The following is a 25,308-nucleotide window of genomic DNA, read 5'->3' on the forward strand; positions in this document are numbered from 1 at the left end:
CTCACACGATTCTGCAATCCACGTCGACTATGGTCGATTAGACAATTCATTGCCTATGAAACGATTCCGACTACACTCTCCAAGCATATTGACCGCCGCCTTGCTAACTGGCCTGGCCCCTCAATTATGTCTTGCAGACGCTCCGCCCCCAGTTTTCTCCCTGGTGTCAGCACCAGAAACGACCAACTCAGTACAACAAACCACGGCCAATCCAGCCATTCCGCAGGAATTGCCTTCCGATGCGGTCATTCGTGTCGATGACAAGGCAGCGGATTTATGGGAGCGTGTACGCGCGGGTTACGCCATCCCCGACCTGGAAAACCAGTTGGTCGCCAACCAGCTAGCCTGGTATGGCACACGCACTGAATATATCTTGCGCACAGTGCAACGCGGCTCCCGCTATCTCTATCATGTGGTGGAAGAGCTGGAAAAGCGCGGCATGCCCACGGAACTGGCCCTGCTGCCTTTCATAGAATCTGCCTTTAATCCTCAAGCCATTTCCACTGCCAAAGCAACCGGCATGTGGCAGTTCATGGCAGCGACAGGCCGCGACTTCAACCTCAAGCAAACCATGTTCAAGGATGACAGGCGCGGCGTCATCGACTCTACCGATGCCGCCCTGAATTACCTGGAAAAACTGTATGGCATGTTTGGCGACTGGCAACTGGCGCTGGCAGCCTATAACTGGGGCGAAGGCTCGGTGCAACGCGCCATCAAGAAACAACAGGCACTAGGCTTGCCGATAGACTTCCAGAGCCTGTCGGTGCACATGCCAAATGAGACCAAAAACTACCTGCCAAAACTGCAGGCAGTTAAAAATATCATAGGTCATCCGGAGCAATTCAATCTGGCGCTGCCCAAGCTGGATAATCAGCCCTACTTTGTCTCTGTTGAAAAAACCCGTGATATCGACGTGCGCGTAGCCGCGCAACTGGCAGAACTGCCACTGGATGAGTTCACAGCACTGAACCCGCAATTCAGCCGCCCTGTCATTACTGGTGGTTCAGGCACAAAAATTTTGCTGCCCACGGATAATGCTGCCCTGTTCAAACAAAACCTGAACAAATGGCAAGGTCCTTTATCCAGCTGGTCTGCCCACACCGTACAAAAAACCGAGCGTGTAGAGGCGCTGGCAAGCAAACTCGGGCTCAAGCCCGAGGTGGTGCGCGAAGTGAATTTCATTCCGGCAAAAATGATGGTCAAGGCGGGCTCCACCTTGCTGGTACCAAAGTCAGCCAAGGCACCAGACAATGATATCTCGCTGGAAATTGCTGAAAAAGCGCAACTGGTCATAGAAAAAACTTCTACCCGCCAGGTCAGTTACAAGGTCAGCAAGCACGATAATCTGGCTGCGATAGCCAAACGCTTCCGAGTCAGCGTCGCAGAACTGAAGACCTGGAATCACCTGAAACGCGAAAATGTGGCCCACGGCCAGACCCTGCATATACAGACTCCTATCGTCACCCAGGTCAACCAGACGAATATGCTGGCAGCCGCAGGCAGCCGCCGCGCTGCGCCAGCACCTAAAGTCACCCATCACACAGCAGCCCCTGCACGGCATGGCAAGACTCTGCTTGCCAACCTGAAGCTGGGCAAGAAAAAGCATAGTTAATCAGGTCGCCCGGACAGGGTCGCCCAGATCGGGTGAGCAGTTCAAGCTGATTGCCCCAACGTAAAATGAACAGCCCTCACATGTGAATGTGAGGGCTGTTCATTCATACAGACTTCCATACAGTATCGCAGGCAAGGCGATCGGACTGCCAATACCAGTAATAGCCGGGGCCATACTTTGCACCATCTACAGTCAGGTCTTGCACAGTCTATAGAATCTTGATGACAACCTTGCCTTTTGCCCGCCCACTTTCGACATAAGCCATTGCTTCGTTACTGGCTTCAAATGGAAAAACCTTGTCTATGACTGGACGTATTGCCCCGGCATCGATGAGAGTAGTAATTTCACGCAATTGCCTGCCATGTGCTCTCATGAACAGGAAAGAGTAACTTATATCGCGCCGTCCAGATTTTCTTCGCACGCCAAAGCTCAGCAGGCGCGTGATTAATTTCACGAACCAGGGAGCACCAATTTCTTCTGCAAACGCTACATCCGGCGGCCCGGAAATTGAAATGAGTTTTCCACCAGATTTTAGTATCTGCAATGATTTTTCCAGCGTCTTTGCATCCTGACTATTCAATACCACATCGTAATCGTGCAAGACTTTTTCGAAATCGTCCTTCCTGTAGTCGATCACGACATCTGCGCCCAGGCTCTTCACCAGATCAATATTCGCAGCGCTGGTTGTGGTGGCGACGAATGCTCCCAAGTGCTTCGCCAATTGAATCGCAAATGTCCCTACACCACCTGAACCAGCCTGAATAAACACCTTTTGCCCTGGTTTCAAATTGGCTTTTTCAACCAGCGCCTGCCAGGCCGTCAAACCTACCAGCGGGATAGACGCAGCTTCTTCCATGCTCAGTGATGCCGGTTTCATCGCCAGCGAATCTTCCTTGATGGCGATAAATTCTGCAAAGGCGCCGATCCTGAAGTCATCTAGCCTGGCATAAACCTCATCACCCAGCTTGAACTGCCGCACTTTGGAACCCACTTTAACCACGACTCCAGCAACATCATGACCCAGGATGAGTGGCAAGCGATAAGGCAGAATGAGCTTAAATTCACCATCCCGTATCTTCGCATCCAGCAGGTTGACGGCAGCGGCATGAACCTGCACCAGGACCTCAGCTTCTCCCAGTTCAGGGACTGGCATCTGGCCAATTCGCAGCGCACTCTTTTTTTGGTAGCAATCGACAATGACAGCTTTCATCATGATTGTGACTCCAATTTGTTTACAATAATTCTCGGGAAAAATCTGCTTGTTAACTTTTGATGTGATCCGGCAGCTTCATGCAATCCCTGCGCAAGAAGCAAGACACAGAACCGCAACTATGCTTCTAGCCTCAGGTCTTTCCGTATCCCTGCATCCATCATGCCGTCTGGCGCAAATGTGCGCAGCAAGCGCAAGCGTTTCGCCAGAGTGCCTGCGGTGTAACGCAATTTGGGATGCTGTACACCGGCAGCCCTCAACACAGTCTCCGCCACGACCCCGGGTCCCTCAGCTGTTTCCATTACTTCTTTAATTCTCTTATTCACTATAGCGCGAATTTCGCGATACTCTTCCATCTTGGTGTCGGGTTCCAGCATGTTCGCGTCGAATGCGGTCCTGGTGTATGCAGGCTCTATCACGGTGACGCGAATACCTCTGGTGCGTAGTTCATGGTCCAGGGATTCGGAATAAGCTTCGACCGCATGCTTGGTCGCAGCATATAAAGCCCCGTAAGGCATAGGCAAAAAACCCAGCACCGAACCTATGTTAATAATGCGACCTGCTCCCTGGCGTCGCATGTGCGGCACGACCGCCTGCGTTACCCGCAGCAATCCAAAAAAATTTGTATCAAAAATCGCCTGGGCCTGCGCTATCGAGATCTCTTCTGCACCGGCAGGCGCAATGCCTATCCCGGCATTATTTACAAGCAAATCTATACGCCCATTCAAACGGACCACTTCATTGACAGCTGACGTGACAGACTCATCGCTGGTCACATCCAGTGACAGCATCTCAAAGGTCCACTGACCTTTTACTGCCCCTCGCCTGCTGGTACCGTAGACCTTGTGACCAGCTTTAGCCAGCCTCTCGGCTGTAGCTGCACCTATACCCTGCGAAGCGCCTGTCACGAGCGCTATTTTTATACTCATCATATTCTCCAATCTATATGTGCCATGCATCTAAAGAATGGCAAGGCTCAAATTTCACATTAAAATATGACAATCATCATATTTTAACAAAACAAAAACCCCGTAGATATCCACGGAAATCAATTTCCAGAGGGAATGAGTTTTTCCCGCGCAGCCGCAAGAAAACTTTCAGACAACCTGGGGTCATCAACAGCCCGCGCCATCAGCATGGTGCCAACCATGGTGGCCACCATCATCAGCGCCTTCTCGTGCGCACCTGGCTGTCCCCAGTCTGGCAACTGGCGTGCAACAACGTCTATCATTTCCTTGATGCGACGGGTAGCCGCACGCCGCACCTCCGGTGCCTGCCTGGGCATCTCAGAACCCAGAGCACTCACAGGGCAACCGGTTTCTATGCTATCAAAGTGCTCTTTCGACAAATAAGCCTGCACCAGTGCCTGCAATGCCTGCTCAGGCGGCACGGCAGCAGCAATCTGGGCAGAAACTGCCACCGCTTCCGCTCCTGCCCTGTCAGCGGCCTCTGCCAGCAATGCTTCGCGTGAGGCAAAGTGACTATAAAAACCGCCGTGCGTCAAACCGGCTTCCTTCATGAGGTCAGCGACACCAGTACCATCATAACCGCTGCGCCGTATTGCACGCGCAGCAACTTCAACGATGCGATCGTGCGTGATTTCTTTGCGACTCGCGCCTTTTAGTTTGGATGAATTATTTCCCATGATGGTCATCATATACCATTTTGAAACAACATGCTGAACTGCCCTCAAAAAGGCATGAGCATCAACTCGCAGAAGGTGGATAGCCTGCGCAACTTGCCTAGTGAAGAGCAGCCTCAAGCAATCAGATTGACAAGACCAGATGCATCACGCGTAAAGAATTACTTATCAATGACATACAAAAAAAGAGCTCCAGCTTTCGCTGGAACCCTCTGTCAAACCAAGCAGATTAAGTGATCAGTCCTGATCAGAAACTGTAACCCAGAGCCACGCAATAGACGACAGGACGGAAGTCGATCGTCGTTTTACGTTCGATACTGCCTGTTGTTGCTGTCATGTCAGATTTGACTTTAGCAGCAGCGATAGTGGCTGTGACAGACCAGCGTTCATCGTATTGATATTTGACACCTACCTGACCAGCCAGGCCTATGGAATCCTTCAATTCAATTTTGGTTGGCCCACCGGTAGCAATATTGCCTACAGCAGTTGATTTCGCATCAAAGAACTGGGTGTAGTTCAAACCCAGGCCTACAAAAGGACGGAAAGTATTCGTCGGCGCGCCAAAATTGTAGTTGAGGAAGAAAGTAGGTGCGCGTTGCTTGACCTTGGAAATAACACCATAAGGCGCCAAAGTACCGCGACCAGTTACTTCATGCTCCGGTGGAATACCCGCGACAAAATCGAAATCGAGATGATCATTGATACGGCGGGAATAACCCAATGCCAGCGTAGTAGCATTCTGGACGACCAGGCCAGCTGGCTGTGGCGTCAGGAATGCCGGGCCGTTGCTGGTGAAATCCGGGGATTCAGAATGCACCTGTACATTGATGATACCTGCACGTACCGTATTTTCAAAAGCATGAGCAGAGGAAGCGCAGGCCAGACCAAACAGGGCACTAACGGCGAAATGAATTTTTTTCATGATGGCGTCCTCTCTTATTTAGCCAAAACTTGCTGGAAGAAGGCGCGGGATGCAGCGTTACAGAACGGTGGTACCAGAGTACCGTGGTACTGGCTGGCAACCGCTGTCGTCGGATCTACCTTGGCAGCAATCGCAGCATTGATTGCTGCCTGCTTGCTTTGGGCAAAACCAACTTTAGCTGCAGCAAATGGATCGGCTGCGCTGGTTGGGGAAGAATCAACGTCCAATACTGTCAGCGCTGCTGCCGGCAAGCCTTTAGCCTGGAAGAAGCCTGCTGTTGCCTGTGTACTTGCGAAGAACACGGTAGGATCACCATTACCACCGCACAGCATGACTGGTACATTAGGTACATAGTTACGCAAGTCGTTTTTCACGCCAGCCTTACGGAAAGGATTGGCAGGAGTACAGTTCAAAGGATCGGCAGGATTAACGTTGCAAGGATTTTTCTGTGCATCAGCCAGATAGGTATTGCGATAACTGGTTTTCACCAGGTTACCGTCACCAAAGAAGGCAGCAAATGCAGGAGACGATGGGCCTGGCAGAGAATCTTTGGCAAACATTGCATACGCTGGCAATTTACCAGTCGTGAACAGGTCATTGAAAGTCAACGCGCCTGGCAGCAGGGTTTCTATGCCGGTAGCGTATTTGTCTTCATAGACTTCGTTCGGGCTGGAATACAAACCACCGTAGGATTTTTGCCAGCTGGTTGTGATCAGCGGGATGAATACCGTGCCACCTGCATTCGGGCTGCCAGCAAAAGTGGCATCACCCAGCAAGGACATCGCATAAGGACCGGACATACCAGCCAATGCGCTTACCTTGAATTCGGAAGCATAGGTTGTCTGCATCGCACGTTGCGTTGCCATGGCAACGTGACCGCCTTGAGAATAACCGCTGATGACCAGCTTGCCAGAATCCTGCGCACCGATAGTCGCGAAAGCCTTGCGCGCAGCACGCAGGGAATCGACCATGTCATTGGCTTGCTGTTCAGCGTTCAGGTAAGGATGATAAGTCAGTGCAGAAGTATCGTAGCCCGCATAGTTAGGCGCAACTACGATGAAGCCTTGCGCTGCATACATGGCTGCCATCAGGATGGCTTCCGAGTTGTCACGCAGGTTGGCCATGTTGAAGGATTTTTCTACCGTCGTGCCATGTGCATACAGAATGACTGGACGTGGGCCGGTACATGCTGGATCGCTGCCAGATGGAACCATGATGGCACCAGTTGCGTCAGTCGCTTCATTGGCGCCGCCGACTGTGGTGTATTTCATGTAGTAAGTGCTGATTTCGCACTTGGGAGCGCCGGTGATTTGTGTCAAACCTGGCTTGGCAGCATCCAGAGAAGCTTTGAAAACGACCGGATCAAGCTTGGTCAATGCCGGGCCACTTGCCTGGGGAATAGGCACCAGTACAGGTGGATTGGCGACCAGAGTGCCGCGGGCAGGTGTGTTATCGATGACTGGACCAGCACTACCGCCGCCACCGCAAGCCGTTAAAACGGCAGCAGAAAGCAGACCCAGTGCTATGTGAGTTTGACGCATTGTTGTCTCCTGTTAAGTATTTTTTTGCAAGTCCGTAGATTTAACCAGTGCCACATAAAATGGAACGAGCGTTCTAAAACTTAGCAAACAGTATGTCATTTACGCAATTTGATGAATAGCGAAAATTTCACATCTAGAGTAAACACTCTTAAAAATTTAGTCTGAACTTGCCCCAAAGATTTTCCATGCGGGGCAAATACAACACTCTTAAAAAATCAGTGAAAAAGAGAGCTCACGGGCTTCTCTTTTTCCGGGCGGCAAGTATACCTTTTCCGATACGCAAATAGCTGCCTCAAGATAGAATTTTTTCGTTTTAATCCTGCACCACGTGCACAGCTGCAGTCACTGGTGCTGGTTCATGCGCTGGTTCACGATGAGCAAAATAAGCTTTCGCCTTTTTGCCCAGATTATCCAGGTAAGTATAGGCGATAGGCACTACCAGCAAAGTCAGCAGTGTCGATGTAATGATGCCGCCTATCACTGCCCGGCCCATTGGCGCCTGGGTTTCTGCCCCATCGCTAATCCCCATGGCCATGGGCAGCATACCAAATATCATCGCCAGCGTTGTCATCATGATGGGGCGCAAGCGCACCTGTCCGGCAGCCAGCACGGCATCAAACTGGTTCATGCCCTGCTTTTGCGCCTGGTTGATAAAATCAACCAGCAAGATCGCATTCTTGGTCACCAGACCCATGAGCATGATGAAGCCGATGATGGAGAAAATATTCAGGGTGCTGCCAGTAATCAGCAAAGCCAGCAATACACCGATCAGCGAAAACGGCAAGGCCGTCATGATCGCCAGTGGTTGCAGGAAACTGCCGAATTGCGAAGCCAGAATCAGGTAAATAAAGATCACTGCTATACCCAGTGCTGCCACGGCAGCCTGGAAGGACTCTTGCATTTCCCTGGTCTGACCACCGATATCAAAGCGGTAGCCTGGCGGCAATTCTATGGTCTTCACCAGTTTTTGTACTTCAGCACCTACGTCACCGGCTGGACGGCCTTCGACGTTGGCATAGATGGCTGCCCGGCGTTGCAAGTCCTGACGCTTGATGACGCGCGGGCTGGTGCTGGGAACAAATTGCACGACCAGGCGCAAAGGCACCATCATGGGTTTGCCGTTTGCATCGATCTTGCTACTCGCAAGTGACAGGTCACCCAGGTCAGAAATTTTTTGCCTGCCTGATTTGGGCAATTGCACATTGATTTCATAATTCTGACCATCCGGTGCCAGCCATTGGCCCAGCGTGTCGCCCGCAACAAAGGGGCGTAGTGCGGCACCTATCTGCTGCACTGACAAGCCCAGGTCATTCGCCAGCTCATTATTGACCTTGACCAGGACAGTAGGGTTAGCACCTGTCAGGCTGCTCTCCAGATCAGCGATACCTTTGATACCCGCCATTTTTTTCATGACACTATCGATAACGTCCTGCAACTTGTCCGCATCGGGGCCGAGTATCGCTACATAGATAGGCTTGTCGAAACCAACTGCCATTTCTATGCCGGGTATGCTTTTCAGACGCTCACGTATTTGCATCTCCATCTGCTTTTGTGATTTGCGATGGCTGATGCGCTTTTCACTGAGCTTCATATTGATTTGTGCAGTATTTCTTTCATTCTCAATGCCGACCGAGGTGTTGATGGTCTGGATGTCTTTCATCTCCTTCAGAACAGCCTCAACCTGGTGAGTTTTATCGTCGGTATATTGCAGGCTGGAACCTACAGGAGTTTTCAGGTTGATGGTGATCTGACCTTCATCTGCCTCAGGTACAAATTCTGTACCTATCATGGGCACCAGGAAAAAACTGCCGGCAAATAAAGATGTCGCCAGCAGCAAGGTGGTTTTACGTTTGCGCAAAACCAGTTGCAGCAACTTGCCATAAATGACGTGCAGTTTTTCTATGCCATGTTCTATGGCATTCATGAATTTGGCCAGCCATGGCAGGCGTTTGAAGCGGTCTTGCTCAGGATCGCGCCATACCGATGACAACATGGGGTCCAGCGTAAAACTGACAAACAGCGATACCAGCACGGCCACGGTCACTGTAATGCCGAACTGGAAAAAGAACTTGCCTATCATGCCCTGCATGAAAGCCACGGGCACGAACACGGCGACGATGGCAAAGGTAGTCGCCATGACCGCCAGGCCAATTTCATTGGTGCCATCTTCTGCTGCCTGCTTGTGCCCCTTGCCCATGCCCAGGTGCCGGACGATATTTTCCCGCACAACAATGGCATCATCAATCAGTAAACCTATGCAGAGTGACAGCGCCATCATGGTCAAAAAATTCAGGGTAAAGCCAAAAGCCTTGAGTGCAATGAAAGTCGCAATCACCGAAATAGGCAGAGTCAGGCCAGTGATGATGGTACTGCGCCAGGAATGTAGGAACAGGAAAACGATCAACACCGTCAGACCTGCACCTTCGAGTATGGTTTCTTTGACGCCGTCAAGGGAGTGCCTGACAAAATCAGCATTGTTTTCGCTGATGGTCATTTGCACGTCTTTGGGCAGACGCGTTTTAAGATCGGCAATAGCTTCCATGATGCCATCGCCTACCTCAACGATATTGGCATCCTGTATGCGGCTGATAGCAACAGCAACTGATCTTTGTCCATTCACGCGTGAGATGGAATATTCTTCCTTCTCACCATCCTGCACTTCTGCAATCTGTTCCAGATAGACAGGTGAGCCGGCACGGCGGGCGACGATGACTTTATTAAAACCACGGGTGTCCGCTATCTTGGCTTCCAGCCTGACCAGTTGATCTTGCGAACCACGGGTGATCAAACCTGCCGGCATGTTTTGATTGGTGCTCTGTATCGCAGCCAATACTTCATTGACGCCAATATGGTTAGCTGCCATACGGTCAGGCAAAAGCTTGACCTGCACCTGGCGCACTACAGCACCACGCACATCAACCCTGCCCACACCTGGCACGCTTTGCAATTTCTTGACGATGATCTGGTCTGTCATGTTCGACAGATCACGCAAGCTGCGTTCACCAGAACTGATCGCCATTTGCACGACCGGGCGGCCATTACCATCACCGCCCTTGACGATGAAAGGGTCTTTCACATCACGCGGGAAGCCAGGGCGTATCTGCGCCACTTTGTCGCGCACTTCCTGCAAGACCTTGTCGCCATTGACGTGCAGTTGGAATTCTATCCAGATGCCAGCCCTGCCCTCATACGAACTGGCCATGATGCGCTTGACGCCACTGATGGTATTGACGACATTTTCTACCGGCTTGGTGATGTCATTCTCAACAATCTCTGGTGAAGCGCCCGGGTAAAGCACTTCCATCCAGACACCGGGCGACTCGACATTGGGCATGTTTTCCAGGCCCAGACCTCTATATGAAAAAATACCAAGCACCATCAGGCCTATCATGACCATGGTGGCAAACACCGGGTTTTGTATACTGACTTTGGTCATCCACATGGCTCAGACCTTCGATGCAGGAGTGGGCTTGGGCATCTTCACTTTGCTACCAGACTTGACGCCATCGAGGCGGGAAGAAATCAGCACTGCACCGGCATCCAGGCCCTGCACGATTTGTACCTTGCCTTCGTCTTCACTACGCAAACCCAGTTTGACGGTTTGCATTTTCACCTGATCATTAATGATTTGGTAGACCACATCAGCGCCATTCACCTGGCGCACGGCTGTCAGCGGCACGGTCGTGGCTGGTGCTGATTTTTCCAGCACCAGGCTACCCTTGGCGAACATGCCGCCCCGCAATGCTGCGTCTGCATTATCGACAGCGATGTATACCATCATGGAACGTGAGCCTGTTTCTGTCGCCGGGTTGATGCGCGCTACCTTGCCAACGAATTCGCGCTTGCCAAAACCATCGACCTGGAACGCGACTTTTTGCCCTGTCCTGACGCGGGGGATTTCACTTGCGGGCACTTGTGCTTCCAGCGTCATGTGGCTGAGATTGACGATGCTGTACAGGGCAGTATCTGGCGATACTTTTTCACCTGCCTGCACATGTCGCTTGCTGATGTAACCATCCAGCGGCGAACGCACTTGCGTGTCTGCCAGCGCCAGTTGTGCCACCTGCTTTTGCGACAATGCCGACTTCAGGCTGGCCTGTGCCAGCTCCAGCCCATTGTGGGTAGTGTCGTAGGCATTTTGTGAAATATAGTTTTGTTTCAACAAGGTTTCGTTAGACAGGCGGTTCTTTTGCGCCAGCGCCAGCCTGGCCTGGGCCTCATCAACTGCAGCTTCTTGCGTAGTCAGGCGTGCATGCAAGTCGGCAGCGGTAAAGCGGGCAATGATCTGGCCTTTTTGTACTGCCATGCCCTCTTGCAAGGAAGCATCGGCAACTTCAGCAATCACCTTGGCACGCACGGTGACCTGGCTATCAGGCACCAGCGAACCCGAGATGGGCAGTTGTGCTGACAATTCCTTGAGTTCTGCACTGGCGATATCTGCAGCAGCCAGTTCATAGACTACTTCCTTGTCGGCCTGTTTTTTTTCATTGGTACTGGCTTGCGCAGTCATTTTGCTGGAATAAAACATCCAGAGACCACTGCAAATTGCCAGTGCTGCAACAGTCACGACAGGCGTACGCCATTGAATCTGCCCCTGGGAATTACGTAAGCGAAATTTGTTTTGCATGATGAAGATATTCCAGTGTGTGTGCGCTATATCCGCTCTGCCGCCAGGCAGGCCAGACTTTGTTTAGCGGTTTGACTAATCGGCACAGGATAAGTTCATCCAATAATAGTACAAAAAATAATGCAAAATTGACCAAAAAAAAGAGCCCGGCTTAGCGGGCTCTGATTTGGCACTGATTTCGTGGGATGATTTGCAAGCTTAACTTGCCGTATTCGCAGACTTGCCTTTATCCAGCCAGGCATCCAAAGACAACTTACCAGGGCCAAAACTGACCAACACCAGCAACAGGATTCCCCAGTAAAAATGAGAATTGACGGCTGCCGGACACTCCAGCTCAAACAACTGCGGATAAGAAATTACGGCCATGACATTCACTGCAAACAAGGCCAGTGCTGCCGGGCGGGAAAAAAAACCGAGTACAAGAAAAACCGGCACGATCAATTCCCCCCCGCCCCCATCCAGGCTGCCAGCTCTGGCGGTATGACAGGTACCATATATTCTTCGCGGAACAAGGACAGGGTAGATTGCCAGTCAGCGATTTTTACCAGACCAGCTTTAAAAAACTGCCAGCTTACATATAGCCTGAGTGCCAGGCAAAGGGCTGAACCACCCCAGACATTAAGTTTGTCATCAAAACGTGTGCTCAGGCGATGAAAGTATTGCAGGGTGTTATACATAGAAATTCTCCAATTAGTCTCCTGCAACTTAGTCTGTCTGCTGGTGGAATCCTTACAGCTGTTTTTCAGGGAATTTGAATTTGATGAATAAGCCGCTGGCAAACCAGGATTGCACATTGGCATTAATATCAAAGCCATCATTCTCATCGAGCGCGGCTTCCAGTGCGGCACCCAGACTGCCACCCTTTTGCAAGACGGTCAAAGCCAGCCAGGCTGCTTTACCGAGTGGCTGCAAGCGAACCGACCAATTACTTCTATGGATAAGCCCATAGCAAGTCTGCCTGATATTCTCAGGTGATTTTTCCTCGGTATTTGCCTGGTGCGCCAGCCAGATGGCGACACTATCCCATTCTGCAGTGTAAAGCCTGCTGGCTGGATGCAGTTCCAGTTGCACAGCCTGCACATCCTGCTCTGCCGCAGCCACGGCCTGTAACAGGTCTGCCAGGCTGGCAGCATCGGCGTCAGCAGCATAATAGGCGCGGTGTATCTGCCATTCCAGCGCAGCTACCTCAGAAAAATAAGGGTAATCTGCTGCATCAGGTATGGTTTGCAGGAATTCTGTCAGCCTGACGCCAAACTGATTCAAGTCACCCGATTCTGAAGGACAGGCACGGCCAAAGGCGCGCGCTACTTGTTCGAAATATTCATCGCCCACTAATTGATGCAATACCGGATAGGCATTTTTCAATGCTGACGTCCAGATCGCCGTCAGATTGCCGCGATACAAGGCGAGCCTGTCATCCTGATACGGATGCACCTTAAATAAAACGGATGTCTGTGCAGCAGCAGAAGGCTGCAGCAATGCCTGGGCAAATTGCGCCTGGATTTCAGCCAGCACATTTTCAGCCGGAACAGGAAGAGGCTTCATCACATCCATTATGCCAGCGCCACGTTTTGGGCAGACTGGGCAAGCAGAATCTGCCTGGCTTTATCGGCCTCATTGAGCAGCACAGGCAAATCAGGGATTGCCGTATCCCATTCTATTAATACCGGAATGCCAGCAGGCAGCATATTCACCGCCTGCCTGAACAATGCCCACACCGGCTCTGCAACCTGGCTGCCATGATCATCAACCAGACCGATATCGGTTTGCAAATGCCCTGCCAGATGGATTTCACCTATCGCACCAACTGGCAAACCCGCCATGACGCACAAGGCTTGCTGCGCGTCTTCACCATGATTGTGTTGATTCACATATAGATTATTGATGTCGAGCAAAATACCGCAGCCTGTGCGTTTAGCAAGGGTCGCCAGGAATTCTGCTTCTGACATATCGTCCTGGGCAAAGCGCAAATAGGTCGAGACATTTTCTATCAAGACCTGTCTGCACAAACGCGACTGCAATTCATCGACACGCTGGCATACCAGGTCAAGTGCGCTTTGCATCAGCGGCAAAGGCAAGAGGTCATTCAAATGCCTGCCAGCGATGGCTCCCCAGCACAGATGCTCAGAAACCAGTGCAGGCTCGGTGCGTTCTATCAAACGCTGCAAGCGTGAAATATGCAGATCAGAATAGCCCTGGGCTGACCCCAGTCCCATGCCAACACCGTGCAGGCTTAAGGGGTAATCACGGCGCAACGTTTGCAGTACATGCAAATCATAGCCGCCATCACCAAAATAATTTTCTGAATGTACCTCCAGCCAGTCAGCAGTAACTGGGGCAGATGCATGCAGAAAATCACGGTAATGCTGAGTACGCAAACCCACGCCCACCCCTTGCAGGGTGAACGCGGGTAAGCAGTTTGCGCGTGCCGGGTCAATCAAGATAAATCAGTCAGACTAATTCAGAATAACCCAGACTCATCACGTCAGACAAACTCAAGATTTAGGAGCTTCCAGCTTGCCACCCATTTTTTCGCAAGAACCGGCTGGCACTTTTTTCCACTCAGCTGGATCATTGTCTTTCTTGGACTGACCTGCACAAGAATGGGAGCCAGATTTGGTGGCGCAATCGTTCTGACCTGCTTTTGAAATACCAAAGCATTTCTCTGTCTTGACCGGATCAGCAGCCAAAGTCATGCCAGAACCCAACAAACCTGCCAGTGCGACTGCAACCATTGCTTTATTACTCATGTTCATCTCCTGTTTAAAGTGCACAACATCCCACATGGGAAAATTTAAAACTACAGCCTATAGTCGGCGCAGATAAAGCAAACTTACAGAAATTTTTAAAAATAATTTCAGTTGCGCTACCTACATCATCTTCTACGCAGCACTTTTTCGATTGGATTCAGGCAGCGATCAGATTATCCTACTAGCTTATGACTTTTTTTCAAGCTAAAAGTTTCTATATGCTCAACTTCACTCAAGAATTACGACAAAGTATCCAGGCTTTACCGGCTGGCGAGATCAATATCAGCCAGTTTTGCCACCTCTGGCGTAGCCAGACTCAGCTATTGGCCGCCCTGCCGCCTCAGTTTGGCGAGGTCATGGAAAACCTCTTGAGTCGCCTGGAATCCGGCAGTCTGTTCACAGAGGAGAGTTGTTCATTCAGCCAGACAGACCTGATTGCCCAGTTAGGGGTGTGGCTGGAGAAAGCAAATGCACGCCTTGCGTCTGGCAAAATAGTGTAAGCTGCGTCCCTTTTATTGCAGGGTAAAGGAATTTATATGCAAAGCCTGAGTTTTAGCCTGGAAGGCGAATATGTGGAATTGAACCAGTTATTGAAACTGGTTGGTTTGTGCGAAAGCGGTGGCGCTGGCAAGGCTATCGTTGCCAGCGGCGATGTCAGCGTTGATGGTGAGCAGGAGTTACGCAAGACTGCCAAAATCCGTGCAGGCCAGGTGGTCAGTCTCGGCGATATAGAAATACGGGTTCAGGCAGGCTGAATCTGGGCAGCATCAGTCGCATCGGCTGTTGTATCAACAAGCCTTTCAGGATTGCTTGCCATGAAACGCGCCAGCATATTATCCATGGTGTCGACATGATGCTCAAACCACAAAGGTAATTCTTCTGCCAGGCGCGTCGCCAGGTCGGCCTCACCCAGCTCTACCCTGCGCCTGACTTCTTGCATGACTTCAAGTACTGCATCATGCTCCTGTCTGTGGCAGCCCGCAGGCGGGAATGCGGTTTCTGCCATCCACTGGTTTTCCTGCTCAAAATGGGCTATGGAATGCACGATCAGGGCATCCAGCCTGGCGACGAAAGTGGCCGGATTATCTTCAGATAAAGCCGCACAGAGTTCGACAAACTCTTTATGGGTCTCGTCCATAGGTTCATAACTGAGACTGAGGCGGTCGGACCAACCCCAAGAATTTTGTTCCATATTAGATCCAGGTAGAGAGAAATGGCGAGATTATCGCTGATCGTCAGATAATCTGCTTGCGTCAGATCAGACCAGAAGTGGTCACCAAAGACGACCACCAAGAAACATTATCAGGAGTTACAAACAAAAAGCGCGCTATCAGCGCGCCTTTTGAACATCTGTTTGAATATCTATTAACAAAAACAGCATTCAAGCTGTCGTATTGATATTCCTGCCCAGATTAGGTGGCAGATTGGCGACAGATTTATTATCTGGAATAGCCTCTATAAGCGCAGTGGCGCTTTCAGCAGTAATATCCTGCGCTTTTTTCAAAACAGCAATACTCACCACCTGGCTGGTACCTACATCTGCCAGTGTCGTTGCCACTCTGGCAATACCGGTTACGTCCATGACAATTCTCCTTATCCGTCTATTGTAAATAACGGCGGCTTGAGCAAAGTCTTTAGGGATATTTCAATTTTTTTTCAAGATATTATTTTGCATCGCAGCACGAACCCAGTCCAGCACCAGTTGCGGCTGGTTTAAATCCAGCCATTGCACGCCAGGACGCAAGTCTGCCGGTGCGGCAATATCGGATGCTACCAGTGCTACATGTGCATCCTCAGTATAAATAGCTGGCTTACCCAGGGCTGGGCGATAAACTTCAATCTTGGGCATTGCCTCCCATTTATAGCCCTCGACCAGTGTCAAGTCTGCTGGAGACAGATGGCTCAGCAACTCGTTCAGCGATGGTTCAGCTTCCTGCCTCAGCTCATGGGCAATCACATAGCGGTACGGGGATGCCAGCAAGACATCCTGCGCGCCCGCCATGCGCAAGCGCGAGCTATCCTTTTGCGGGGGCTCTATCGTGACATCATGATGACTATGCTTCACGACATTGATCTTATACCCTGCCGCCGTCAACTCCCTGACCAGATGTTCAAGCAAGCTGGTTTTACCGCTACCTGACCACCCTATTACGCCCAGTACTTGCCCTGCTTCAGCCACATCAATCACATCATTCTTTTCACCGCCAGCCACACTGCCTCCAGATTTTTTTCACATTCATTATATGCATATAACTTAGGAGTATGAGCTCTATACCTGCCTCGTCATTCCATAGTCATATTTGAATGTAACAATTGTTACATTGCAATATTTCACAGGTTATCAGTATGCGTTTTCCCTTCAGACTATGGTCCTTTTGCTTCACCCTGCTATGCTTGCTGTTCGCCATGAATGTACAGGCGCAAGGCAATGTCATCGTCGTTGGTCAGGCAATAGACTTGTCCGGACCGAATGGTAGCATTGGCCGCGACTATGTGGCAGGTATCACGACTTACTTTGACAGTATCAATGTCAGTGGCGGTATAGGTGGTAAACGCATCAAGTACCTGGTACGTGACGACCAGGGCAACCCGGCAATATCAGCACAGGCCGTCAGCGATTTACTGGAAAAAGACAAGGCCGATTATCTGCTGGGTGGCATAGGCGCTGCAGTCACCGACGCAGTGCTGGCAAACGCCAGGTTTTCACAAAGCGGGCAAACCCTGTTTGCCCCACTGGTTGCATCAGTCAAGACCTACAACTCCCGCGTCCTGTTCTGGCGGCCCAGCCCTGAGCAAGAGATGCAATATATCTTCTCTTATTTCGATAAACTGGGTATCAAGAGCGTAGGCATAGCCTATCAGGAAAACGCCCTGAACCAGGACATGTACCAGTATGTGGTTGCCGAGTTGCGCAAACGCAATATGCTCATGAGCGGGCTGGTGCGCATAGGTGCCTCTGCTGCGGACATGGAAAGAGAATCTGCTGTGCTGGCACGCAGCAATCCCGGCATCGTCATCGCCATTGCCGATACGCTGGGCACGGGTATCTTCCTGAAAGAATTCAGGAAGCAAGCACCCCGCACCTTTGTTGCCGGCATGTCACTCATCAATCTTGACACCCTGGCAGAAGTGGCAGGCCCCAAGGCACTGGAATGGACGGTATTTTCCCAGGTGGTACCCAATCCCTTGAGCAAGAAGTCACTGATACAGATAGATCATAGCAATATGATGAAAAAATTCAGGGATGAAGATCTGTCTGCGCTGACATTTGAAGGCTTCATGGTCGCCAAAACTCTGGTCAAAGCGATACAGGCAGGAAAAGGCGGGCGTGATGGCCTGCAAGCCCTGGCAACCCAAAAAAGCATCATTGACCTCGGTGGCGTAACCCTGACGCCTTCAGAAAGTACCCGCCGCATGTCCAACTATGTCGATATGGCACTATTCAGAAAAGGCGGAGGATTGTTATTTTAATTGGCAAACACATTACATTGTCAATAGTGCATTCATACAAAAAACGACATGCATGAACAGAAACAAATAACGTTTTTTGACATTCTTGTGATTTTAGAATAGAGTGCTGCACCGCAACATGAGAATTTAAAATTTACTTATCCGGTAAATGCATGAATCAAGTTTGCGCTATTCAAAAAAAATCAATCAGGTACATCATGTTTAATAAAAAAATTATCGCTGCCGCTCTGGCAATTTCCGGTTTGTTTATCGGTACAACTGCCAATGCGCAGTTTTATGCTGGCGCCACTGTAGGCCAAGCTCGCTGGAACATGGATTGCGCAGGCACATCCAGCTGCAAAACCAATGACACATCCTTCAATATCCTGGGTGGCTACAACATCACTCCTAACTGGGGTGTAGAAGGCAGCTATTACAATCTGGGCACAGTTAAAGCGAATGTCTATGGTGTTGCTGCAGAAATGAAAGCAACCGGCATCGACCTGGCAGGTACATACCGCGCCCAAGTTGGCAATAACTGGGGCCTGTTCACAAAATTGGGTCTGGCTTACTCCAAAGGCGAAGCAACTGCTGCATTCAATAACCTGCGTGGTTCTACCAGCAAAAATTCCACACAAGTGATGGTAGGCATTGGTGCAACATATGCATTCACACCTAACATCGCTGCACGCGCTGAAATCGCCAGCCGTAAAGTTGATTTTGTTGGCGGCGACGGCAACATCACCAACTTCAACATTGGTGTTCAGGCATCGTTCTGATATTGCGCTTGATACCGCAATATCTGACAAAAGTTGTTAAGGCGCAGTATTGATTTAGTGATACAAGAACTCAGTTAATTTTGCGCCAGATTGTCAGCAGCAAATTCATCGTTTGCTGCTGACAAAGCAAGTTCCCTCCCCAAGCCCCAGACTTTCGCCTCTAGCAGGCATCCCCCTCCTCCACCTTATCCCCACAGTTTTCAAATCCTGCCGAGCAAGTTTGCTTACGTCTCTTACGAAGTCCTTACGGTCAGTATTTACAATCAGATATTTGCTTGCCCGATTGTCAGGATTGTCAGTCTCCCTGGTCGCTTCATGACGTGCATGAAGAGCTTCATTGTCACTGCATCACTGCTGAGCCTGCATGCGCCCTCAATCCTGAAAATTATTTGTTATGACTCTGTATGGCTCTGCTGCTTCACAAGAAGCAAAACAAGAAGCAAAATCTGTCAACAGTGAACTTCTGACCTCCCCCACCACTGCATCAGCACTGAATCTGCACCAGCCCTCTGCACAGATACCAGAGCAAAAGGCCATGGTATTCATTGACAGCCGCCTGCCCGATTTGCAGCAGATCGTGGACGCAGTAAAACCTGGCATCACAGTAGTGGTGCTGGATAAAGACCAGGATGGCGTGCAGCAGGTTGCCGATGCACTCAAAAATTGCAGCAACCTGGATTCCATTTCCATCATCTCCCATGGTGATAATGGCGTGATGCTTCTGGGTAGCGCAGTCTTGCATGATGGTGATATGGCAGCCTATCAAAGCCAGTTGCAAGCCATAGGCGCATCCCTGAAGCCTGGTGGCGATCTGATGTTATATGGCTGCAACATAGGAGCTGGCCCGGCAGGATCAAGATTTATCAACGACCTCGCAAGCATGACAGGAACAGATGTCGCGGCATCTACCAATGACACAGGCACAGCAATACAAAACGGCGACTGGCAGCTGGAAATCTCGACTGGCAAGATCGAGGCAGGCAGTGCACTGAACATCCAGCAATTGACGGACTGGAACCATCTCGCAGCGACTCTGTCAGCCTCTGATCTGGCTAGCCTGCAATCAGCCATGGCAACGGCAAATTCCAATGGCAGAGACGATACCCTGACATTGACGGGTGACATTCTTTTCACTGCCAGCAACAACACCATCAGCATCGCGGCTGATTCCGGCCATACGCTAACCATCATAGGCAGCAAAAACAATGCTGGTGGCGTGGTCACCATCAGCGGCGGAAATTTAACTCGCGTCATTGATGTGGCAGCCGGAGCGACAGCAAGCCTGGAAAACCTGGTCATTACCAATGGACTGGCTGCTGGAAATGGTGGGGACAACACAGGTAATCTGGAGGGGCCTGGCAGAGCTGGTCTTGATGGTGCTGGCGGCGGGATACGCAATGCTGGTACTTTAACCATCAGCAACAGTACGATCACTGCCAACAAAGCGTCAGGCGGTGGTGGCACAGGTGGCGGTTACCCCAAAGGTGGCGGCGGCGGTGGCGGAGGTGGCTACGGCGCTGGCTTGGGTGGCATTGGCGGAATGGACCGGATTGGCGAAGCACCCACAGCACCAAGTGCTGGTCATGGTGGTAACGGCTCTGGCACATCTGGCGGGCAACGTGGAGGGTACGGCGGCAGTACCACGGGCGGTGCGGGCGGAGGCGCGCACGTGCAGTTTCTCGGTTCATCCTATACATTGGGAGGTGCGGGAGCGTCGGCTAGCAACGGCACGATCTCTATCGGTGGCGGCGGTGGCGGAAGTGGCGGCATTTATGTTGGAGGTACCGGCGGCAATGCGGTTGGCGGTATCTTTAACAGCGGGACATTAAGGATAACAAGTAGCGTCATCACCAATAACCTTGCTGCCGGAGGTGGTGGCGGTGGCGGCGCAGCTTCCAACTATACAAATCACGGCAACGGTGGTGCTGGCGGAAACGGCATAGGTGGTATCTGGTCAACCGGCACCCTATTGATGGATACAGCATCAGTCGCCAGTTTAAGTACTGGAAACAAAGGTGCTGGTGGTTTTGGCGGCACCGCTTCTGGAACTGGCAATATTGCAGGCACCAACGGCAACAGCATTGATGCCAGTTTGGGCACGATTACCGCCTATAGTACCCCGCGACTGTGAATATAGCTTTGTCCAAACCCACCTTGAAGGCTGGCGATACGCAAGATGTGACATTTACATTCTCCGAAGCCGTCTCTGACTTTGGAACCGCCGATATCTATATTGCCAACGGCATACTGTCAGGCTTGCAAACCGCCGACAACATCACTTTCACAGCGACTTTTACACCGAATACCAATTTTGAAAGCGGCAGCAATGTTATTTCGGTCAATTTGCCAGGCACCTATAATTCGACTCATACACCAGGTGTAGGCATTACCAGCAGCAGCAACTTCGTTGTCGACACCAAGGCACCAACGCTTACCATCAGCAGCAATGTCAGCACACTCAAAGCCGGCGAAACGGCGACGATTAGCTTCGCCTTCAGCGAAGTTCCAACTGGATTTACTGAGATTGACATTTCGGTTACTGGCGGTAGCTTAGGCAGCCTCACTGGCTCAGGCACGACTCGCACTGCGACATTCACACCAGATCCGGCAACCAACGCCGGCTCAGCCAGTATCATCGTTGCGTCTGGCAGCTACACTGATGCGGCAGGCAACAGCGGTGGTGCTGGCAACAGCCCTGCCCTGACTTTTGACACGGGAATACCTGCTGTCAGCACGGTCAGTGTCCCAGCAAATGCCACCTATGCGACAACACAAAATCTGAATTTCACCGTCAACTTTAATGAAGCAGTGATAGTGACTGGCACGCCCAGCCTTCCAGTCACGTTGGACACTGGTGGCAACGTTGCAGCTACTTATATCAGTGGCAGCGGCAGCAGCTCACTTCTATTTGGCTATACCATCGTTGATGGCAATCAGGACAGCAATGGTATTTCTGTCGGCAGCAGCGTCACCCTCAATGGCGGTACCATCAAAGATGGTGCAGGCAATAATGCCGCTCTTAACTTGAACGGAGTAACCAGCACAGCCGCAGTCAATGTTGATGGCATTGCCCCTACTGTCAGTACTGTCACGGTTCCCGCCAACGCCACTTATGTGCCAGGACAAGGCCTGAATTTTACGGTTAATTTTAATGAAGTCGTCAACGTTACAGGAACACCAACTATTCCAGTAACGCTCGATACCGGTGGCACCGTAGCAGCTTCTTACGTGAGCGGAAGCGGCACTTCAGCACTCGTATTCCGTTATACGGTTGCCAGCGGCAACCTCGATACCAATGGCATCAGTCTGGGCAGCAGTATTACTTTGAACAGTGGCAGCATCAAAGACACTGCAGGAAATAATGCTGCTCTCAATCTGAATGGTGTTAGCAGTACGACTGCTGTCATGGTGGATGGCGTTGCGCCTACCATCACCAGCATCAACCGTGCGTCAGGCAGCCCCAGCAACAGCAGCTTTGTAGATTTCCAGGTCACTTTCTCGGAGAGCGTGGCAAATGGTGGATTGGATATTTCCGATTTTGCGCTGGTGACGACCGGCACAGCCAGCGGAAACATTGCCTCACTATCAGGCCCCGTTGGCAACGTCTGGACCGTTCGGGTTAACACTATCAGTGGTGACGGCACCTTAGGACTGAATTTCAAGAACAGCGGCACTGGTGTCACCGATGTGGCCGGCAATGCCATCGTTGGCGGGCATACTGGCGACGAGCTATATACACTGGATAACAGTGGCCCTGCGGTAACGAATGTCAGCTCAAGCACATCCAATGCCACCTATGCTGCGGGTACAGTCATACCGGTCACCATCATCTTCAATGAAACTGTCAATGTTACCGGAATACCACAACTAACACTGGAAACTGGCACCATAGATCGGGTAATTAATTATGTCAGCGGTTCGGGCACTAACACGATCACCTTTAATTACACCGTACAGGTAGGTGATGTCAGCGCAGATCTCGATTACCAGAACAGTACTGCTTTGCGCTTGAATGGCGGTACTATCAAGGATTCGCTGGGCAATAATGCCACATTGACGCTGGCTGCGCCCGGTGCTGCCAACTCGCTGGGCAGCAACAAAGCCATCGTCATCTATACTAACTCCCCTCCCGCCATAGGCGGTGCCCTCGCTGGCCAGACCGTCACAGAAACCACCACGGTTTCTCCCTTCACCGGCGTCACCATCAACGATCCTGATGTCGGTGCTTCCGAAACCATCATCATCAGTCTGGACCTGGCAGCCAAAGGAGCCTTTACTGCCGCCTCCCTGGCAGCGACTGGCTTCTCGACTGCCGATGGCGGCCTGACCTATACCCATGCCGCAGGAACACCGGCAGCCGTGCAGGCGGCCATCCGTGGCCTGGTGTTCCAGCCGGCGGCTGGCCGTGTCCCTGTGAGCAGCACAGAAACCACGACCTTTACCATCAGCGCCAATGATGGGATTGCTTCTGCGGTATTGAACAATACGACGACAGTGATTGCGACCGGTATCAATGCGGCGCCGACCAATATCAGTCTCTCGAATGCGGCCATCCAGCAAGGCTCTGCCACCAACACCAGCGTCGGCACACTTCTTGTGACCGACCCCAATCCAGGGGATACCGCCAGCTTTACCCTGGTGACAGGTAATGGGGCGAATGACAGGGATAATGCCAAATTCGTAATCTCGGGTAACAGTCTGGTGGCCAAGAACCCACTGAGTATGACGCCCGGCAATTACACCATCTTCGTTCGCGCGACAGATGGCAGCGGCGCTGCCTATGAAAAAAGCCTGGTCATTGCTGTCGGCGACAATGTTGCCCCCGTTGCGACAGGCATCACCCGTCTCCAGCCAGAAAACAACAATCTGACCAACGTCGATTACAAAGTCAGCTTCAGCGAAGCAGTGGCGGGCGTCAATGCTGCAGCCTTTACCCTGGCAACGACAGGCACAGTCGCGGGGACGATCAGCAATGTGACGCAACTGGACGCTTCTACCTATAGCGTCAGGATCACAGGATTGACCGGTGATGGGACACTGGGCCTGAATCTGAAGAATGCCGGTACCGGCATCGTTGATACCACCAGCCTGGCTCTGAGTGGCAGCTTTACTGGACAGTTGTATCAGGTCGATCACACAGCGCCGACCACCAACATCAGTTCCGTTCGTTTATCCAATGATGATGGGATCAGCGGCACTGACTTCGTGACGACAGCGCCTCAACAAACCATCAGTGGCAGTCTCAGCAATGGTCTGGTAGCAGGTGAAACAGTCCAGGTCTCTATCGATAATGGCACCAACTGGCTCAATGCCACAACAGTGACAGGAAGCACCAGTTGGTCATTACAGAACCAGACACTGGGCGGCAACAATACCTTGAAGGTCCGGGTCACTGACCTGGCAGGTAATAGCGGAGCTGTACTGCAACAGGCTTATTCCATCCTCACCTATGACAACAGTATGGGGACCAATCCTTCCGACAACACCATCCCAGTGGCTGGTCCGGATGCCGATGGTGACGGCATCCTGCAAACCATAGAAGCAGGAGTACCCAACTGGATAGGTAGTGGCAAGGGAGACGGCAACGGCGATGGCAAAGCCGATCAGGCTCAGAAAGAAGTCGGCTCTTTGCCCTGGAATAATGGTGGCGTGGTCAATACCCACTTTGCGACCCTGAGTAGCAATCAGGCTTTGGCTCTGTCTAACATCACGACTACGGCCAGCCCGACTGATCTGTCCAAGGACTTGCAACTGCAATATGGCTTGATCAACGGCCAGATCAGCGGCGTGGGTGCCGGCAAGGATGTCAGCCTTTCCCTCTATACCGATAAGCTTGGTTCAGTGAATGGCTACTGGGTACAGGACAGGGCCGGTAACTGGACGAATATTGCCAGCGCGATCACTGAGGTGAATGGCAAACTGAAGGTGGATTTCAAGATTACCGATGGCGGCATGTTTGACGCCGACGGCAAGGTCGATGGCAAAATCAGCTTTAGTGGTGGCCTGGGTTTCAAAACCAGCCCACTGCCAGGCGACAAGGATGGTGACGGCATCCCCGATGCCATAGAAGCGAAGGTCGGCACCAACCAGAACCAGAAAGACAATGATGTGTTGCACAGGGCTGACCTGTTTGCCATGCAGCTCTACCGGGATGTGCTGTTCCGTGAGGGAGATACTGCCGGTATCACTTACTGGCAGCAGCAAATCGACAGCGGGCATTTGAACCGTGCCCAGGTGGCAGCGTCGATGCTGGCTTCGACCGAGTTCCAGAATAATGTCGGCAGCCTGACCCGCCTGTACTTTGGCGCCTTTGACCGCTTGCCTGACCGGGATGGCCTGGCTTACTGGATAGGGCAGGAGAAAGCCGGGGCCAGCCTCAGCGGCATCAGCGGCGCCTTTGTGGCCAGTGCCGAGTTCCAGAATGCCTATGGCAATCTGAACAATACGGCCTTTGTAGACAGGGTGTACCAGAATGTCCTGCACCGCACTGCTGATGCGGCAGGCCAGGTTTACTGGCTGGGGCAGTTGAACAATGGCCTCTCGCGTGGTGACATGCTGGCGGGCTTTACCGAGTCAGCGGAGTTCAAGGTGAATTCACAATCCAAAGTGTCTTTGACGCTGGATTACATCGGTCTCCTGGGCCATGCGCCGGATCAGGCGACCTTTGATACTTTGCTCAGCCAATCGGGTACGGATGTGGTCACGCTGATCGGGCAGTTTATTAATTCGCCTGAGTATCTGGCGAGGTTTATAAGCTGATTTGAACAATATTAAT

General features: G+C 51.5%; 22 protein-coding genes. 7 read left to right on the forward strand and 15 right to left on the reverse strand.

All coding sequences use genetic code 11. The features are described 5' to 3' along the window. Positions 1 to 55: 55 nt before the first annotated feature. Positions 56 to 1,612 (forward strand): transglycosylase SLT domain-containing protein, encoded by a 1,557-nt coding sequence (locus tag UNDYM_RS16420; RefSeq protein ID WP_162041989.1) that lies wholly within the window; start codon positions 56 to 58, stop codon positions 1,610 to 1,612. Positions 1,613 to 1,820: 208 nt separating this feature from the next. On the opposite strand, the gene UNDYM_RS16425 is transcribed toward UNDYM_RS16420, so the two are convergent. From UNDYM_RS16425 to UNDYM_RS16475, 12 genes are all read right to left on the reverse strand, one after another. Next, complete coding sequence (locus tag UNDYM_RS16425; protein ID WP_162044658.1) at positions 1,821 to 2,822, reverse strand: NADP-dependent oxidoreductase; 1,002 nt, start codon at positions 2,820 to 2,822, stop codon at positions 1,821 to 1,823. Between the two features lie 119 nt (positions 2,823 to 2,941). Further along, positions 2,942 to 3,751 (reverse strand): oxidoreductase, encoded by an 810-nt coding sequence (locus UNDYM_RS16430; protein ID WP_162041990.1) that lies wholly within the window; start codon positions 3,749 to 3,751, stop codon positions 2,942 to 2,944. A gap of 119 nt (positions 3,752 to 3,870) precedes the next feature. After that, positions 3,871 to 4,479, reverse strand: a complete 609-nt coding sequence (locus UNDYM_RS16435; protein WP_162041991.1) for a TetR/AcrR family transcriptional regulator — start codon at positions 4,477 to 4,479, stop codon at positions 3,871 to 3,873. Between the two features lie 232 nt (positions 4,480 to 4,711). After that, positions 4,712 to 5,386, reverse strand: a complete 675-nt coding sequence (locus tag UNDYM_RS16440) for an OmpW family protein (protein WP_162041992.1) — start codon at positions 5,384 to 5,386, stop codon at positions 4,712 to 4,714. A 14-nt stretch (positions 5,387 to 5,400) separates the two neighbouring features. After that, entirely contained in the window at positions 5,401 to 6,927 is a 1,527-nt protein-coding gene (locus UNDYM_RS16445; protein ID WP_162041993.1) for a lipase family protein, read from the reverse strand. 313 nt (positions 6,928 to 7,240) lie between these two features. Further along, positions 7,241 to 10,369, reverse strand: a complete 3,129-nt coding sequence (locus tag UNDYM_RS16450) for an efflux RND transporter permease subunit (protein ID WP_162041994.1) — start codon at positions 10,367 to 10,369, stop codon at positions 7,241 to 7,243. A gap of 3 nt (positions 10,370 to 10,372) precedes the next feature. Further along, positions 10,373 to 11,554, reverse strand: a complete 1,182-nt coding sequence (locus tag UNDYM_RS16455) for an efflux RND transporter periplasmic adaptor subunit (protein ID WP_162041995.1) — start codon at positions 11,552 to 11,554, stop codon at positions 10,373 to 10,375. Positions 11,555 to 11,752: 198 nt separating this feature from the next. After that, positions 11,753 to 11,989, reverse strand: a complete 237-nt coding sequence (locus tag UNDYM_RS30795) for a DoxX family protein (RefSeq protein ID WP_232063511.1) — start codon at positions 11,987 to 11,989, stop codon at positions 11,753 to 11,755. A gap of 2 nt (positions 11,990 to 11,991) precedes the next feature. Continuing rightward, positions 11,992 to 12,231, reverse strand: a complete 240-nt coding sequence (locus tag UNDYM_RS30800) for a DoxX family membrane protein (RefSeq protein WP_232063512.1) — start codon at positions 12,229 to 12,231, stop codon at positions 11,992 to 11,994. Positions 12,232 to 12,283: 52 nt separating this feature from the next. Then, the gene (locus UNDYM_RS16465; RefSeq protein ID WP_162041996.1) at positions 12,284 to 13,099 is read right to left on the reverse strand and encodes a DNA-binding domain-containing protein; all 816 of its coding nucleotides are present in this window, start codon (positions 13,097 to 13,099) and stop codon (positions 12,284 to 12,286) included. Positions 13,100 to 13,107: 8 nt separating this feature from the next. Then, complete coding sequence (locus tag UNDYM_RS16470) at positions 13,108 to 13,938, reverse strand: DUF692 domain-containing protein (RefSeq protein WP_232063513.1); 831 nt, start codon at positions 13,936 to 13,938, stop codon at positions 13,108 to 13,110. Positions 13,939 to 14,049: 111 nt separating this feature from the next. Further along, positions 14,050 to 14,304 carry a DUF2282 domain-containing protein gene (locus tag UNDYM_RS16475; protein WP_162041997.1) on the reverse strand — a complete coding sequence of 85 codons (255 nt, stop codon included), beginning with the start codon at positions 14,302 to 14,304 and terminating at the stop codon, positions 14,050 to 14,052. A 218-nt stretch (positions 14,305 to 14,522) separates the two neighbouring features. Between UNDYM_RS16475 and UNDYM_RS16480 the strand changes: the two genes are divergently transcribed. Both UNDYM_RS16480 and UNDYM_RS16485 read left to right on the forward strand, forming a co-directional pair. Continuing rightward, positions 14,523 to 14,804 carry a hypothetical protein gene (locus tag UNDYM_RS16480; protein WP_162041998.1) on the forward strand — a complete coding sequence of 94 codons (282 nt, stop codon included), beginning with the start codon at positions 14,523 to 14,525 and terminating at the stop codon, positions 14,802 to 14,804. A 36-nt stretch (positions 14,805 to 14,840) separates the two neighbouring features. Next, positions 14,841 to 15,059, forward strand: coding sequence for an RNA-binding S4 domain-containing protein (locus UNDYM_RS16485; protein ID WP_162041999.1), 219 nt, complete (start codon positions 14,841 to 14,843; stop codon positions 15,057 to 15,059). Here UNDYM_RS16485 and UNDYM_RS16490 read toward each other — a convergent pair. From UNDYM_RS16490 to mobB, 3 genes are all read right to left on the reverse strand, one after another. Continuing rightward, on the reverse strand, positions 15,047 to 15,496 hold the full coding sequence (locus UNDYM_RS16490; protein ID WP_162042000.1) for a hemerythrin domain-containing protein: 450 nt from the start codon (positions 15,494 to 15,496) through the stop codon (positions 15,047 to 15,049). The genes UNDYM_RS16485 and UNDYM_RS16490 overlap by 13 nt on opposite strands. Before the next feature lie 189 nt (positions 15,497 to 15,685). Further along, entirely contained in the window at positions 15,686 to 15,886 is a 201-nt protein-coding gene (locus UNDYM_RS16495) for a YjfB family protein (RefSeq protein ID WP_162042001.1), read from the reverse strand. A gap of 63 nt (positions 15,887 to 15,949) precedes the next feature. After that, a complete protein-coding gene (gene mobB, locus UNDYM_RS16500) occupies positions 15,950 to 16,516 on the reverse strand; it encodes a molybdopterin-guanine dinucleotide biosynthesis protein B (protein WP_232063514.1) in 567 nt (188 codons plus the stop codon). Positions 16,517 to 16,650: 134 nt separating this feature from the next. On the opposite strand from mobB, the gene UNDYM_RS16505 reads away from it, so the two are divergent. The 4 genes from UNDYM_RS16505 to UNDYM_RS16520 all read left to right on the forward strand — a co-directional run bounded on the left by UNDYM_RS16505 (position 16,651) and on the right by UNDYM_RS16520 (position 25,292). Then, positions 16,651 to 17,775: an ABC transporter substrate-binding protein gene (locus UNDYM_RS16505; protein ID WP_162042002.1), complete on the forward strand. Its 1,125-nt coding sequence runs from the start codon at positions 16,651 to 16,653 to the stop codon at positions 17,773 to 17,775. Between the two features lie 197 nt (positions 17,776 to 17,972). Next, a complete protein-coding gene (locus UNDYM_RS16510) occupies positions 17,973 to 18,533 on the forward strand; it encodes a porin family protein (protein WP_162042003.1) in 561 nt (186 codons plus the stop codon). A gap of 394 nt (positions 18,534 to 18,927) precedes the next feature. Continuing rightward, positions 18,928 to 20,664 carry a DUF4347 domain-containing protein gene (locus UNDYM_RS31120; RefSeq protein ID WP_162042004.1) on the forward strand — a complete coding sequence of 579 codons (1,737 nt, stop codon included), beginning with the start codon at positions 18,928 to 18,930 and terminating at the stop codon, positions 20,662 to 20,664. Continuing rightward, positions 20,661 to 25,292 (forward strand): Ig-like domain-containing protein, encoded by a 4,632-nt coding sequence (locus UNDYM_RS16520; RefSeq protein WP_162042005.1) that lies wholly within the window; start codon positions 20,661 to 20,663, stop codon positions 25,290 to 25,292. Before UNDYM_RS31120 ends, UNDYM_RS16520 begins: the two co-directional genes overlap by 4 nt. Positions 25,293 to 25,308 lie beyond the last annotated feature (16 nt).

The sequence above is a fragment of the Undibacterium sp. YM2 genome (assembly GCF_009937975.1).
Taxonomy (GTDB): domain Bacteria; phylum Pseudomonadota; class Gammaproteobacteria; order Burkholderiales; family Burkholderiaceae_D; genus Undibacterium.